General features: G+C 43.0%; 9 protein-coding genes. All 9 read left to right on the top strand.

The features are described 5' to 3' along the window. Window positions 1–130 precede the first annotated feature (130 nt). The 9 genes from D0C16_RS05695 (at window position 131) to D0C16_RS05660 (ending at window position 15,412) form a co-directional block, all read left to right on the top strand. Window positions 131–340 (top strand): hypothetical protein, encoded by a 210-nt coding sequence (locus tag D0C16_RS05695; RefSeq protein WP_151031416.1) that lies wholly within the window; start codon window positions 131–133, stop codon window positions 338–340. Next, window positions 319–636, top strand: a complete 318-nt coding sequence (locus tag D0C16_RS05690; protein ID WP_151031415.1) for a hypothetical protein — start codon at window positions 319–321, stop codon at window positions 634–636. The genes D0C16_RS05695 and D0C16_RS05690 overlap by 22 nt, the downstream gene beginning before the upstream one ends. Before the next feature lie 3 nt (window positions 637–639). Then, entirely contained in the window at window positions 640–1,203 is a 564-nt protein-coding gene (locus tag D0C16_RS05685; protein ID WP_151031414.1) for a hypothetical protein, read from the top strand. Between the two features lie 31 nt (window positions 1,204–1,234). Then, a protein-coding gene (locus tag D0C16_RS05680; protein WP_225318661.1) for an IS3 family transposase occupies window positions 1,235–2,394 on the top strand; the annotation gives its coding sequence in 2 pieces (ribosomal slippage) (window positions 1,235–1,490 and window positions 1,490–2,394; 1,161 coding nt in all). Next, window positions 2,388–3,737 carry a calcium-binding protein gene (locus D0C16_RS05675; RefSeq protein ID WP_151031413.1) on the top strand — a complete coding sequence of 450 codons (1,350 nt, stop codon included), beginning with the start codon at window positions 2,388–2,390 and terminating at the stop codon, window positions 3,735–3,737. The genes D0C16_RS05680 and D0C16_RS05675 overlap by 7 nt, the downstream gene beginning before the upstream one ends. Before the next feature lie 204 nt (window positions 3,738–3,941). Beyond that, window positions 3,942–4,523, top strand: a complete 582-nt coding sequence (locus tag D0C16_RS05670) for a hypothetical protein (RefSeq protein WP_151031412.1) — start codon at window positions 3,942–3,944, stop codon at window positions 4,521–4,523. Between the two features lie 30 nt (window positions 4,524–4,553). Beyond that, a complete protein-coding gene (locus tag D0C16_RS05665; RefSeq protein ID WP_151031411.1) occupies window positions 4,554–9,233 on the top strand; it encodes a calcium-binding protein in 4,680 nt (1,559 codons plus the stop codon). Continuing rightward, the gene (locus D0C16_RS23985) at window positions 9,234–9,380 is read left to right on the top strand and encodes a hypothetical protein (RefSeq protein ID WP_191968654.1); all 147 of its coding nucleotides are present in this window, start codon (window positions 9,234–9,236) and stop codon (window positions 9,378–9,380) included. A gap of 8 nt (window positions 9,381–9,388) precedes the next feature. Further along, window positions 9,389–15,412, top strand: coding sequence for a flagellinolysin (locus tag D0C16_RS05660; protein ID WP_151031410.1), 6,024 nt, complete (start codon window positions 9,389–9,391; stop codon window positions 15,410–15,412). The last annotated feature ends 37 nt before the right edge of the window (window positions 15,413–15,449 follow it).

Here is a 15,449-nt window from a genome sequence, read left to right as displayed (position 1 = left end):
TTTATCAATAACACTGGATGTGCAAATGGAGTTAATGAGCAAAATGAAAAATCCCTTTCCTCTAATTTCCTATTAAGACATTATTTTTTTATGGGATATTGTCGTCCGCTATTTTATTTGGAGTGATTACATGGCTGGTCTGGCTTTATTGGCATTAATAACGTTATGGGGTTTTATTTGCTATCAGCTTTCAAAGTTTTTAATGAAAAAAATAGCTAGCCCAATAACAAAGAATTTTGGCATAGGATTTTTGCTTTTTTTGTTTTTTATTGCTCCTTTTGCAGATGACATTATTGGCGGGTTTCAGTTTAGATCGTTATGCAAAAAAATGCAGTATTAACTGTTGATGAAAAAAATATAAGAGGGAAAACGGTAGTTTATCAAAGGGTTAAAGATCAATATCTAAATATGTACATTATTCCTATTTTAGAGAGAAATTGGTCCTACAAAGATGCTGTTACAGATGAAATAGTTATTAGTTGGAGGAGTTATGAAGCAACGGGTGGGTGGTTGAGCCGATTAATTGGTTTTCCTGAAGGAAGTCCACCTTATACATTTAATGGAAGTTGTTTGGCAAAAGATGGTTTTGATTTCGATTTCAAAAATCGCGATATCCATATTAAGGATGAGGAATAAATTATGAATGCAATTAATGATGCTTTTATAAATGCTTTGTTAACTGATGCTACCTATGCTTTGGGTGATGCTACTTATAAGGATTTTACTGGATCAAAACTGGCAGATTTGTTAAAAAATCGAATGACTCCAGAACTTGCCAGCTATATAGGAGATAACTTTAAAATTGTCACCCACATTGAAACAGATGATGCTTTTGGTTCTGGTTTTGATGCAACTGTATGGGAAAATATTGATACAGGTAAGAAATATGTCTCTATGCAAGGAACCGTAGGTGCAGGAGATTTTTTAACAGACGTAGATTTGACCTTGGGGAATGGTGCTCCTGCTAGGCAAGTTATTGATATGGTAAATTGGTGGTTAAAAATATCGACCCCGGTTGGGCAGCAAGCGCCGCAAATAGCCGCCGTTATTCCTGATGTTCCTTATATTGAAATTAACCCTGCCACGTTTATTACTATTTTCCGGCCAGCAGCACCTGTTCCAGGTGAGGGGCTGGTTAGCCCAGGTGAAACAGTGACGGTAAATGGCCATAGTGATCCCCTCCGCGAATATCGGACACCTTAGAAACTGAGTAAACTTACTCCAGAGGTGATCCATGAGCAAGAAACCAACCCCAAAAGAGAATAAGAAGTATACAGCCGAGTTCAAAAGTGAGGCCATTAAACTGGCCGAACGATTGAGCGTAGCGGAAGCCGCCGAAAAACTGGGCATATATGCCAGTCAAATTTACAGTTGGCGTAGCGCACTCAACAATAGCCGTACTGATGTTGAAAGAGAATCGCTCCTCGCCGCTGAAAATGCACGCCTCAAGCGTCAGCTCGCCGAGCAAGCAGAGGAGCTTGAAATCCTAAAAAAGGCGGCTACCTACTTCGCGAAGCATCAAAAATAAAACGCTACGAATTTATGCTGACAAATAGCGCGCTATATTCAATCGCGATGATGGCGCGCGTTCTGTTGGTTTCGCGAAGTGGGTATTACAGCTGGCTTGATAATCGTGAAATGGTTAGTTGGCGCATGCAGCAAAGAGAAGCGATTGATGCGTTGGTAAAGGCAGCATTTGAGGCTGGAAAAGGCCGGTATGGCGCGGATCGGATTTTTTATGATTTGGCGGAGCAAGATAATCCGCTCGACATAAAAACCATTCGGAAAAGCCTGAAACGGCAGGGGTTAATTGCAAAAGCGGCCAAGCTGTTCAAGGTGACTACGGACAGCAATCATACACTACCTGTTGCGCCCAACCTGTTGGCTAGAGATTTTTCTGCGCAACAACCTAATGAAAAATGGGTGACCGATATTACTTATATTCAAACTACAGAAGGTTGGTTGTATCTGGCCGTGATGATTGATTTATATTCTCGAAAAGTTGTTGGTTGGTCGATGAGCAAACATATTGATGCGCAATTGGTTTGTGATTCATTGATGATGGCGTTGTGGCGACGAAAATTCCCAAAAAGCGTTATTGTTCACAGTGACCGTGGCAGCCAATATGTATCGCATGCGTTTAGGGATTTACTGGAAAAATATTCGCTAATACAGAGTATGAGTCGCAAGGGTGATTGCTGGGACAATGCGTGTGCGGAAAGCTTCTTTCATTCACTTAAGGTTGAGCTGGTTCACGGCGAGCCATTGCTAGATGGAAAGCACACGCGCGAGTCTATTTTTGAATATATCGAAGTGGATTACAATCGCTACCGCCGTCACAGCGCTATTGGCTTTGTTAGCCCCGAGCGCTTTGAGGCAAAAAATGTATGTTAGTTAACTGTCCGAAGTTGGCGGTAGGGATCAATACGAATCCGCAACAGGATTATAGCCATTTCCTTTCACTATATTATTTAACCCCTTTTGCCATTATCGGCAGTGAATCATTACTGAAAACCATCAATCCTGATCTCCATACCTTATGGGCAGCAGATACGGCATTAACAGTGGAAGAAAAAAGCAAAGGAAAAGCGAATTTCTCTGACTCATGGTATCAAGACAGAGTAGCCATGCTTGTAGCATTAAATACAATCAATGCCACTGATACCGAGATTGATACCAGTAGTAATCACACAGGCAGCACCATTCATTATTACGATTCCACTATTGGTGGTGCGCCTCTAATTTCTGAATCTAGTGCTTCTGATGAGGTTCGGTTAGTTCGTTTTGGTAATGAGGCTGCCAATGATTTAACGGGTGGTGCATACAACGATCGACTTTACGGCATGGATGGCAAAGACAAACTCAACGGATTAAGTGGTCATGATGTTCTTCATGGTGGCGCAGGCGATGACGAACTCCTCGGTGGCGCAGACACCGATTTGTTATTAGGCGGTAAAGATAACGACACACTCGATGGCGGTGCCGGCAACGATGTATTAAAGGGCGGTGCAGGGAATGATAGCTATAAATTTACCGGCGATTTCGGGCACGATACTGTTGTCGACACCGAAGGTTTAAATACCATGGATATTAATGGTGCTGTTGGCGAATTAAAACAAACCGCCAAAGACAGCATTATTTATCGCAATTCCGCCAATACTGTAGAAGGCGTTTTGGTTGATAGCGGTGGAAGCAAAACCCTTCTTCTTAATTCTCTTTCAAACCCAGGCAGTAGCATCACTCTTGATAACTGGAGTGATGGGCAATTTGGTGTTTCATTAAAAGATGCGGATGCTGAAACGCCGCCATCGTTGCCAACAATTTCCGGTGATGGTGGTGCGAATGCATTATCGGCGGATTTTGCATCGGCTTACGAGACGTTAGTTTATGTGCCTCCTGTGAGTCTTCATGGTGGAGGCGGGCATGACTATATAGAAGGTAGCTGGGGTGGCGACCGTATTTACGGTGATGGCGGTAACGATTGGATTGATGCCGGCTCGGTTTATAAGTACTCCGGAACCATTACGCCGAAAGCGGGTGATCCCACCTACGATCAACATGGTAAAGATTTAATCGAAGGTGGCGAGGGTGATGATGTTATTACCGGGCGCTCAGCTTCCTCCACCTGGCATGGTGGAGATGGCAAGGATATGTTGCTGGCCAATACTGCGCTGCGTTTTGATTTTATGTTTGGTGTTTATCAAAAGCGCGTAGGTAATTATTTGAGTGGCGTTTAAATGCTGTATACAAAATCATGTCAATTGATATGATCGGCGATGTATATATCCCCACCTGAAGCACAGGGTAATGGACGATGCGGTTTCCCCAACTGGTTATCTAAACAATGGATGTGCAAATGGAGTTAACATTGAAGTCTAATTGTAAACCTGCATTTATCACTGAATTTTTTATTCGATCCTTTCCCTCAGTAAGGAAAATCCATGAATCCATTTCTTAAATTCATTGCAATTATTTCTATTATTCCTTTGCTAATCGGCTTGTATTTCTTTGACAACATCAAGGGGTATTACCGATTTAAGCTGTATTGTGAAAAAGAGGGTGGGTTAAAAGTTTTTGACCCTATCAAAAAAGGTGTGGGGTTGTTGGCTAAGAATAAAGAAGAAGCTCACTCAGCGGCTCTGTTAGAAAATATAGGTTTTGTGAGGTACAAAGATGAAGATGGTAATTTTTATGATATCAAATATTTAGGTGGGAATTTTCAGGTTGACGTTTCATTTGATAAAAAGCCTGCTGATCTATCTGTAGAGCCAAATTACCAGTGGAAAAATATAAATTCAAACGTTTTTGGAGAGTTAAGATTGTCAAAAACGGGGTACGAAATTTTCAATTTTAGTAAAAATTCGGTATCAGTCAGGTATAGCATTTTTTATTACTCTAGATTTGACAGAAGAAAAACTCTACTGGATGCCCCATCCCACATTGGATGTTTTAATAACTTTAGCAAGGATTATCGTTATAAAGACCCACTTTTCAAAGAAATAGATTCAGCGTTTCAAAATTAACTTAATTATTAACTAAGGGAGATATTTGATATGGCAGTTACATTAATTGAATTATTGGCTAAGTTGATAAGTACATCTAAAGCAGCTTATGCAGATATGAGAACTGGATCATTACAAGGTTCATTAACTGGAGGCGGTGCAGGTTTTGCAGAAACAGAGGCAAAGGGTTTTGTTGGCAACTTTGGCTTTTTGCATCAACAAGAAAATACCAATACCGGTTTTTCCGCTACATTATTTTCCAGTACATCCGGCAAAAAAGTCCTAGCTATTCGCGGAACTGAAATTCCAGCGGATGTGTTTAATGACCTTGCCTCTGCTGATATAGGTGATATTGGTGGTCAGGGGTATGCCGCCAAACAGGCCGCAGATCTCTATCGTTACTGGAAGCGGCTGACATCTGACTCTGGTCAAAAAAGCTTATACAAAGATACCGAAATTGAGACACTTTACGATTTAATGACGGCGGGTGATGATGGATTAGATGTTTTGTCTCGTCACTTTGCTATTCAATCATTTAAATCCATCGTAAATGAGGATGTTGGGCTCGGGTTGGTAGGTGCTAATGAAGTTGTGGATGTTACCGGTCATAGTTTGGGAGGTCATTTAGCATATTTATTTGGTCGATTGTTTCCACAGAATGCCGGCAGTATTGTGACCTTAAACGCTCCGGGTTTATTTCCATGGGGTGATACTGTATTAAATGATTTGGGCTTTACCCTACAAGGCGGAGATATCACATCTGTAGTTGCTGAAGGGGATTTGATTCATACTCTGGGCGCTATTCACCCTGGCCAGGAAGTGTATATATCACAAGAAGTTGGTGATTCTTTATTGGTGGATGGCTTAAGTGCAAACCACAGTAGTGTCAATGGTGTAGATGCATTGAATTTGTTGACGTTATTCGCACAGTTGGATACGTCGCAAGCCAATAATCCAGAGGGAGTTCTAAATGATTTTATGCGGTTGTCAGCTAATAAAGCATTGGATACTTATGAAAGTATGTTAGATAGCTTGCGCAAAATGTTGTTAGGCAGTGGAATCGATATAACTCCACCGGGAACAAAAGATGATGTATTTCAACGGGAAAAATTTTACCAACATATCAAGACGTTGAAAGAGAGCAGTATTTTTAATGATTTAAAAGGAAAAGTATCCTTCGTGGCCGCAGATGCTACTGCCGCCAAAAATGACTATGGTCAGTTTCTTGCTCTCTATTATGCCGCCCCCTTCGCCCTACAAGGAAATAGTGTTTTACTTGGGCAATTAAATCCGAATCTATACACCGCTTGGGTTGCCGACCAAAACCTAAGCGCGGAAGATCGTTTGTTGGGAAAAGCCAATTTCTCCGAAGAGTGGTATCAGGATAGTGCGACCTATCTGAATCTATTGCTTGATCGAAATAAAAACGATATCGACAAGTTGGAAAGTAGTGATCCTGGTGGTAAAGATGCCCTCTATATCAAAGTCGAAAATGATGATAACGATGCTCATCGTATTTATTCCGGTTCTACTAATGCTAGTAATTATTCGGCGCAACCTTATGCTCCCTGGGTTATTTTGGGAACTATGGAGGATAACGATAATGCAACTCGTGGCGGCAACGGCAATGACCGCATTTACGGTTTAGGTGGAAACGATAAGCTCAACGGATTAAACGGCAATGACGTTCTTGATGGCGGTGCCGGCGATGATGAACTGCTCGGTGGCGCAGACACCGATTTGTTATTAGGCGGTAAAGATAACGACACACTCGATGGCGGTGCCGGCAACGATGTATTAAAAGGCGGTGCAGGGAATGATACCTATAAATTTACCGGCGATTTCGGGCACGATACTGTTATCGACACCGAAGGTTTAAATACCCTGGATATTAATGGTGCTGTTGGCGAATTAAAGCAAACCGCTAAAGACAGCATTATTTATCGTAATTCCGCCAATACTGTAGAAGCCGTTTTGGTTGATAGCGGTGGAAGCAAAACCCTTCTTCTCAATTCCCTTTCAAATGCAGGTAGTAGCGTCACTCTGGATAAATGGAGTGATGGGCAATTTGGTGTTTCATTAAAAGATGCGGATGCTGAAACGCCGCCATCGTTGCCAACAATTTCCGGTGATGGTGGTGCGAATGCATTATCGGCGGATTTTGCATCGGCTTACGAGACGTTAGTTTATGTGCCTCCTGTGAGTCTTCATGGTGGAGGTGGGCATGACTATATAGAAGGTAGCTGGGGCGGTGACCGTATTTACGGTGATGGTGGTAACGATTGGATTGATGCCGGCTCGGTTTATAAGTACTCCGGAACCATTACGCCGAAAGCGGGTGATCCTACCTACGATCAGCATGGTAAAGATTTAATCGACGGTGGCGAGGGAGACGATGTTATTACCGGCCGCTCAGCTTCCTCCTCCTGGCATGGTGGAGACGGCAAGGATATGTTGCTGGCCAATACTGCACTGAGGTTTGATTTTATGTTTGGTGGTTATAGAGACGGAGGAGATCAATTTTCCCGTTCTTATATGAGTGACTTGACTGACGAAGGTGCTGGCAGAGCGGTAACGCTGGATTACAAATGGAGGGATCTGCTTAATTATGCGGACTCCGGTTTTGAAATTATTAAAAAAACTGAAGGCGACAAAACGTTATACGGTTATTCGGCCTGGGCAGGTATTACACCGGGAACTTATTCAGGCGGTTCATCCGCAGGTAATGGATGGTCTTATGAATTTAACTTTGTTGACGGAGAGCCACTAAAACCGTCGGCTGAGTTGGGCGGTGGAATTAGCAGCTACTTGTATAAATACCCTGGAATGCCAACAGGCGATCTGGGTGGCGTTGCCTCGCATATATTGCAAAGCAAATACACGAAGAATGGCCAATCAAGGGATTGGGAGGTATCGCTTTTCATGCACGAGCTTTCGCTGGAGGGCAGCGATACATTGGCAAAATTGGCTAATAAGCCCTATATCCAGTTACACGGTGATGAAGGTGACGATTTACTCGTTGGCTGGCATGGCAAGGATGAGTTGTATGGCGGTGATGATAACGATGCGCTGTTTGCGGGAGCAGGCAATGATGTGCTGGATGGCGGGAGTGGTGACGACACACTATTTGGTGAGGCGGGTGATGACACGATAATTGGCGGATCTGGAAATGACGTCATGGTTGGCGACAGCGGGAGAACGGAAGTCTTAAGTTCAAACGATTTTCTATATGGAGGCAGTGGTAACGATACCCTGAGCGGGAATGAGGGAAATGATTACCTTTATGGTGGCGCGGACAACGACCTTTTATTGGGCGAAAGCGGTAATGATTATCTAGTTGGTTCGGAGGGGGTGGATACGTTTCACGGTGGCAGTGGCGCTGATACGATAGTGGCCGGTTTTGAAGATTTTTTTGCTGCTGGTGGGGATGATAATGATGTTTATATTATTGATGCCACTATTTACAACGGACTGCCTTCCGTCAAGGCCAGTGCCCCGAGGGCCTCGAAACAGAAAAATATATTGGGCTCTCAATTGTATGGGGCTGCAACTATTTCTTCGATGGATGCTGGTTTAGATGCACCGCTAGTAATTCAGGATACCGGTGGTGAAAATAGTTTGTTCCTAAAGGGTGTTAGTAGTTTTGAGAATCTTCAGGTAACTGCTAGCGGGTCTGATTTGATAATAGGCCATTTGGGCAAGAAACTTATTTTTGTAAATGGTTTGCAGGGCGGGTTAAGTCAAATAGCCCTGGGTGGTGAAGATAGCGTAAATACGAAAGGCATCGAGTTAAATGAGTTTTTACTAAGTAACCTATCCTCTCCTGTTTCTCGTTGGGCTGCATCGCCGGGAACATCGATTGTAGGTGGCTTGGAGGATGACTCACTAGTAGCTCACGACGGCGGATCTACTTTAATCGGTGGCAAGGGTAACGACCTTCTGAGCGGAGGGCAGGGTGATGATATCTATGTTGTCCGCAATGGCGACGGTTTGGATAACATCACCGAACAAGGTGGTATTAATACCATCAACTTAACGGAAGGTATTCTTGCGGACCAGCTCGCGTTGCATCGCACCAATGGAAATTTGTTGGTGCTCATTTCCGGTAGTCAATCTGTAGTCGTTAACGGCATGTTTGATCTAGTCACTGGTGATCTTGTTGCCAATAAAGCGATTCATAAAATTCAATTCAGCAACGGCGATGTTTGGGATTTAGAGCGTATATTACAAGAGTCGGTAAAAGGCTCGACCCTGACGGGTACTATTCTTAATGATCTGCTCATCGGCTATGAGGGTAATGACACGCTTATTGGCGGCAGAGGTGATGATACGTTACGCGGTGACAGAGGTGATGATCATTATCAATTTGCTATTGGCGATGGCGCCGATGAAATTGATGATAGGCATGGCAGTGATCATATTTACTTCGATGAAGGTATTAATGAAACACAAGTAAGCCTCCGCAAAGATACCAATAACAATCTCATCATCCGTATTAATAATAACGACAGCATCACTGTGCTGAACGCATTTAATGCGACGGGTGAATTAACCAGGCAAGCGATTGAGCATATACATTTCAACAATACATCGGTTTGGGACCTTGCGCGTATTCAAAGTGAAATTGCAAAAAATCAATTCCACACCTTCACGGGAACTACTGGTAATGATCAATTGCTGGGTGATAACGCAAGCCAGATATTTAATGGTGGTAAGGGGGGGATCGTTTAAATGGTGGTAATGCAAGTGACGTTTATCAATATGCGTTGGGTGATGGAAAAGACGTTATTAAGGATATCAACGGCATTGATCGCTTGGAATTGTTGGCCGGAATTAATGAAAGTTAAGTCGTTGCGCGCCGCGATGGCGATGATTTAGTTCTTACGATGAAAGATGGTGGTTCAATCACTATACAGAACACGTTTGGCGTGAAAGTGGCTAACGTTGTTGACCCTGTTATTACGACCTTGATTGAGCAACTACAAAGTCATTGGATGTCGCAGGCAGAAAAACTAATTGAGCATTACTATGGCTTAACGGGTGGCGGCGACATTGCACTCCGTTTTGAACATAATTTGGAAGGCCGTGCAGCTGCTCGTGTCGAGGCGACATATTCGGGAGAGGATGGAGTGCTCCTTAATCTGGAGCTGATTATAGATCTCAGTGATTTTAGCAATATTCCAAATGGTGTGGCACCACTTTATTTAGATCGTATAATTGCTCACGAAATGGTGCATGCAGTTATGGCTTATAACATGGACATTTCAGAGTTGCCGGGATGGTTTGTAGAAGGTACCGCAGAATTTATTCATGGTGCTGATGAACGCGTAAAGATTGATGCCGCAACTATCGGTTCAGAGAGTAATTTTAACCAATTTTTTAATACAACGACTGGCTTACCATCAGGCTCGGCCAGTTATTCTGTTAGCTATATTGCAGTCAAGTTATTGGATAGAGAAATTCGCAATTATGGCGGCGTTGGAATTCGGGAAGTATTTGATTATTTAAAAGCGGGAATGACACTTGATCAAGCTCTTGCAGAGGTTAGTGCTGCGAACCTTGGGCTTGCGGCTATTTGGAATAGTCTTTCCACGTTTGAAACACATTTTAAAACGGTGGGTTTTGCTCAGTACACACAGTTATTGGATCTGGATAATCTGGATACCGGATCCATAGCCGGTTCTGATTACGGTAACGTCCCACAAAGTGCCAGTTCAATTATGTCTGAAACCCTTGCTGGCCCGTCAATAAATTTTAATCTTGTTGTTCCGGAACAATATATATCAACACCAGAAATTCATGGTGCACTGGAATTTATTATCTTCAATTCCGATGGCACTCAATGGGATCAGGCACGCATCAACCAGGAAGTACTTAAATCAACAAACGGCAATGACATTATCCATGCGTTTAATACTAACGATACCCTGAGCGGAGCCAAAGGTGATGATCAGTTGTTTGGTTATGATGGGAATGACGTTTATCGTTACACAACCGGTGATGGCAATGATGTCATCATTGATGGTGCGGGTAACGACCAGATTGAATTGAGCGCGGATATTCTCGCGGCGGATGTCAGATTGAAGCGTGATCTAGAAAACAATTTGGTCATCACTTTAAAAGATAAATCGACAATCACTGTCAAAGCCGCTTTTGACGCATCGGGTAATTTTTCCGCTGGTGCTGTTGAATCCATTAAGTTCCTGAGTGGTGGCGTATGGGATGCTGCAAAAATAAAAGAAGAAGCGAGTAAGATTTATCCAAACTTGATTAGTGGTACTGACTCTAATGATATCTTGATTGGCTCGGGTGCAAATGAAGTCATCGAGGGTGGTGGCGGTGTTGACCAACTTCGCGGTATGGGCGGAGATGACCGTTACATTTTTAATCGTGGTGATGGCATTGATGTTATAGAGGATTCTGGCGGTTTTGATACCTTAGTTTTTTCCGATATTAAATCCACAGATGTTTATGTTCATCGCATCGGAGGAGATAATTATTTCATCCTGAAGAATGGTGAAATGGTCAGGGTTTCCGGTTTCTTGAATGGTGGTGAGCTGGATAAAGGGTACCAAATAGAAAAAGTTATTTTTGCAGATACGGTTTGGGATGCCGCAACCATTGAGCAAAAAGTTCTGGAAAGTCGTGCATTGGCAAACGTTAAGTTTGGCAGCAACTCATGGGATGAGATTGATATTTCTACCGCTAGTTCCGTTGAAATTTATGGGTTGGATGGTGATGATTATCTTCAAGGTGGGGCGGGTAACGATACTATAGACGGGGGTGCTGGATTAAATTTCCTGGAAGGGCGCGAAGGTCGTGATACTTACCTTATTGGGGAAAATATTAGTAAAAATTTTATAGAGAATTTTCGTGGCGATGCGGACCGAGTGCTATTTGCTGAAGGTATATCACCCGACGAGGTTAGGGTAAGGCTCATCCCAGGACGAGACGAATCCTACCTGGAGAAGGGTGTTCTTTATAAATACATCATTCCGCATAATAGATATTGGAATCTTGAACTTGTGTCAGGAGATTCCGTTACCTACATCGATAGCTTATTTAAGTATGATCCTCAAACATATGGCGCTGAACTGGAAAATGCTTCTTTACAAGTCGGTTCTGTGGAGTTTTTTGACGGGACCGTGTGGACATATAGTGACTTGATAAGGCAAGCACTAAAAGCGTCTAGTGTAGATGATGCCATTAACGGCACTATTGCTGCTGATCTTGTCAATGGGTTGGAGGGTGCTGACACAATTAAATCCTATTCAGGAAATGACTCTGTTAATGGTGGCGCGGGTGATGATCGAATTGAAACCGGGCGTGACAATGATGATATTTCCGGCGGGTTAGGTAACGACTCTTTATCGGATGAAATGGGCAATGACCTTTATCGTTTTGCTGCCGGTGATGGGGTAGATACCATTAGTGATTTACACGGCCTTGATGCGCTTATTTTCGGAACGGGAATTACCAAAGAACAAACTTCGTTGACTGTTGAGGGTAATGATCAAATCGTCACATTCGCAAATTCTACTGATAAGATAATTATTAAGAATGGCGCGTTACCTGCTGGCAATAATTATACAGACCAACGAATTGAAATTTTCCGCTTTGAAAATGGCGATGAATGGAATTTTGATCCTAAATCAATACCGCAGCGCAAAGAGGGTAATGCGAATGATGAGGTGTTGGTTGGAGGTTATGGTAACGATACGCTAATAGGAAACCAGGGTAACGATACTTTGCAAGGCGAAGCCGGCGACGATGAATATCACTATAAAACCGGTGATGGATTTGACTTGATACGGGATACCGGCGGTACTGATAAAGTGATATTGGGTGCTGGCATTACGTCAGACAAAGTTAGTATCCGTCGCAGTTTCAATGCGTTTATCGTTAGCGTAGATGGGCAGGAGGCTTTTACTATTGGCAACCCATACAGTACAGACGAATTTGATGGGGACGCTTTTATTGAATCATTGGTGTTTTCAGCAACTGGTGAAGTGTGGGATCAACAAACGATAATTAGCAAATCATTAATATCAACGACCGGCAATGACACCTTATATGGTTCTCACCTAAGTGATGTGATTGTGGGTGATGCAGGCAATGATGAACTCTATGCTGCTCAGGGTAATGATACCTTGATTGGTGGAGTCGGAAATGACTACCTGGTTGGTGGAAAAGGTGATGATGTGTACCGGTTTGAGCAAGGAGCGGGTACGGATGTTATCAATGATATTACTGGCAATGATGTAATTGAATTTGGGAGTGGAATTCTTCCTGCTGATATTAGTGTTACTCGAAATGAGTTCGACTTAATCTTAAAAGTTAAAAATTCCAATCCCATTACTATTAATGGCTTCTTCGAATCTACGGGTAGTGCCATCCGTTCAGTGAATCTCATACAAGCTATTGAAGAGGTGGTTTTCTCGACGAGTGAGCGTTGGTCACTTGATCAGTTATTGGGAAAAATATCATTCCTGGGAACCGATTCTGCCAATACAATTTATGGTTTGGATACCAATAACGTTATTGACGCAAAAGGTGGTAATGATAGTGTATTCGCGGGAGGCGGAAACGACACCGTGATTGGTGGCACTGGTATGGATACTCTACACGGAGAGGCAGGCGACGACCTGTTGCAAGGTGGTGACGGTAATGACTGGTTATATGATGCCTATGGAAGCAATATTTTTGAGGGCGGGAAAGGTAATGACATTATATCAATGTCCTATCCAGGGATTGGACAACAAGCCGGTTCCAGTGTTATCCGTTTTTCTTTGGGTGATGGCGTTGACGAAATCGATGCACCAACATCAAGTCCCGTCGTTATTGAACTCGGTGCGGGTATTACGGCAGATATGCTGGCCTTTAAATCCTATTTTGTGGATGAAAGCGATGGGTCAGTTGAAAACAAAAATCGCATCGATTTACTGATACCAGGAAAAGCAGATCAAATGAATAAGCTGTTGGATAATGGATCCTATAGTTTCAAGTTTGCAGATAATACGTACTGGAATGGTGAGCAGGTCGTTAAAGCGATTAATCAATCTAAGGCTTTTTTATCGAATGACAGGCGAGTAATAATTGGTTCTGCACGACCAAACTCTAAAATATCTATTTCGTATTTAAATAAAGATAACACCCTCACAAAATACCCGATAATTCAATCCGATGCGACGGGGAGCTATCAATTAGATTTTGGTTTTGGAATTGTGGATACCAAGCGGATCATTATTTCCAGCCAGGATTCCAGTGGGAACATATTGCCAATTACGGTGTTTAATCCTGCTATTGATATGAGTATTCCTCCAGCACCAACAGCAGAGCTGGATTCATCGGGTTATGTCATCAACGGTTTTGCTCGCCCGGGAACCTCAATTCATGTGCTAACCAATGGCAACCATTTGGGGTATGCAAGTACTGACAAAATTACGGGTGCTTACTCGTTTATTTCGCCACTAAGGTTGGTTCATGGCGAAACAATTTCAGTGCTTTCAATTGTGAGCGGACTAATTCAATCAGCGCCGGCAACGATATTAGTTCCTAATTCTTCAGTTGCAGCAGATTCAACGCCTCCAAGTATCCCAACAGGTAATTTTGACCCACAAGGAGCGAGTATTAGTGGATCTGCAGAACCGGGAACTTTGGTATTTATAACTCCCGTGTTTGGTTCGCGAGTCCTTGGTAGTGCCATTGTTGGTCAGAATGGTAGCTACGGCATCCAACTAAGTGAATCAATCATTGATGGTAGCTCTGTCAGAGTTGTATCTGTTGACCAGGCCAATAATCGATCTTATGGAGAAATTAAATCTTCGGATTTGACGATTCCGATGCCGGTCTCGGCCAAATTTGATACTACCGGAAAATATATTTCTGGTAGTGCGGAGTCATCAGTAACGGGTGGGCATCAGGTTGTTGTTATGAATAGCACCAATACCACGGTATTGGGGACCATAATGCTTCCAGCATACGAATCAAATTATAAAATCACCTTGACGACCGCGTTAAAAAATAATGAACAGGTTAATGTTTATGTAAAGGATGCCGCCGGTAACACTTCATACGCCACAGCAATCAATGCCCCTGATACAACAAAGCCTTTGGTGCCTGAGGCTGCTTTTGACACAACCGGTAAATACATCACTGGGAAAGCGGAACCTGGTAGTACTGTAATTGTTAAAAATGCTGCTGGCACTCAATTAGAAACAACAACTGCTAATGCCGCTACTGGCGAGTACTCAATCACGTTAAGTACTGCGTTGATTAATAAAGAAACGGTGAAAATCACTGCCAAAGATGCGGCGGGAAATGTATCTGACATCAAGTCGTTAATCGCGCCTGACAAAACGCGTCCTGCTGCACCTTCGGCAAGTATTAATTCTGCCCGTAAAGTAATTACGGGTAGTGCCGAAGCGGGTAGTATTGTGGAGGTTAAAAACACCTCCGGCTCGTTATTGGGTAGTGTGACTGCCAATGCGACCACAGGGGCATACTCCATTACCCTGGGAACGGCGTTGACTGTCAATCAAACGGTGAATATTACGGCGAAAGATGCGGCTGGTAATATTTCATTACCAAAATCGCTTACTGTATCTGCTGTAGCAAAAAATCTCATTCCATCGTCTGTACTTGCTGCTACGTTCGACCTCGGCAGTATGATCGCGAACTATGAGGCGGAGTTTGAAAATGACGCAGTGTTTGAAAATAGCAAGTCGGGGCGAGTAGCTGATGAAACAATTACTTTGCACGACGAGTTAACAAACCTGCGTTCCGGTGGAGTCAATATTGATTCACTCGTTCAGGCTATTGCCAGTTTTGATCCAACTGCTGGAATGAGTTTGCATAATAAAAGCTTACCCATAGATCAACATAACATGATGTTAGCTGTTGAAAGTTAAGCCATTCCAGCTATCCGGCGAAAGACTCATTTCATGA

Source organism: Cellvibrio sp. KY-GH-1, assembly GCF_008806975.1.
In the GTDB taxonomy this organism is placed as follows: domain Bacteria; phylum Pseudomonadota; class Gammaproteobacteria; order Pseudomonadales; family Cellvibrionaceae; genus Cellvibrio.
This window is presented reverse-complemented; position numbering and strand designations above follow the sequence as displayed.

Bases quoted from the DNA above. Each gene is read 5' to 3' on its own strand.
- D0C16_RS05670 (WP_151031412.1), top strand. From the start codon at position 3,942: ATGAATCCATTTCTTAAATTCATTGCAATTATTTCTATTATTCCTTTG.
- D0C16_RS05690 (WP_151031415.1), top strand. From the start codon at position 319: ATGCAAAAAAATGCAGTATTAACTGTTGATGAAAAAAATATAAGAGGG.
- D0C16_RS05685 (WP_151031414.1), top strand. From the start codon at position 640: ATGAATGCAATTAATGATGCTTTTATAAATGCTTTGTTAACTGATGCT.
- D0C16_RS05675 (WP_151031413.1), top strand. From the start codon at position 2,388: ATGTTAGTTAACTGTCCGAAGTTGGCGGTAGGGATCAATACGAATCCG.
- D0C16_RS23985 (WP_191968654.1), top strand. From the start codon at position 9,234: ATGGTGGTAATGCAAGTGACGTTTATCAATATGCGTTGGGTGATGGAA.
- D0C16_RS05695 (WP_151031416.1), top strand. From the start codon at position 131: ATGGCTGGTCTGGCTTTATTGGCATTAATAACGTTATGGGGTTTTATT.
- D0C16_RS05660 (WP_151031410.1), top strand. From the start codon at position 9,389: ATGAAAGATGGTGGTTCAATCACTATACAGAACACGTTTGGCGTGAAA.
- D0C16_RS05665 (WP_151031411.1), top strand. From the start codon at position 4,554: ATGGCAGTTACATTAATTGAATTATTGGCTAAGTTGATAAGTACATCT.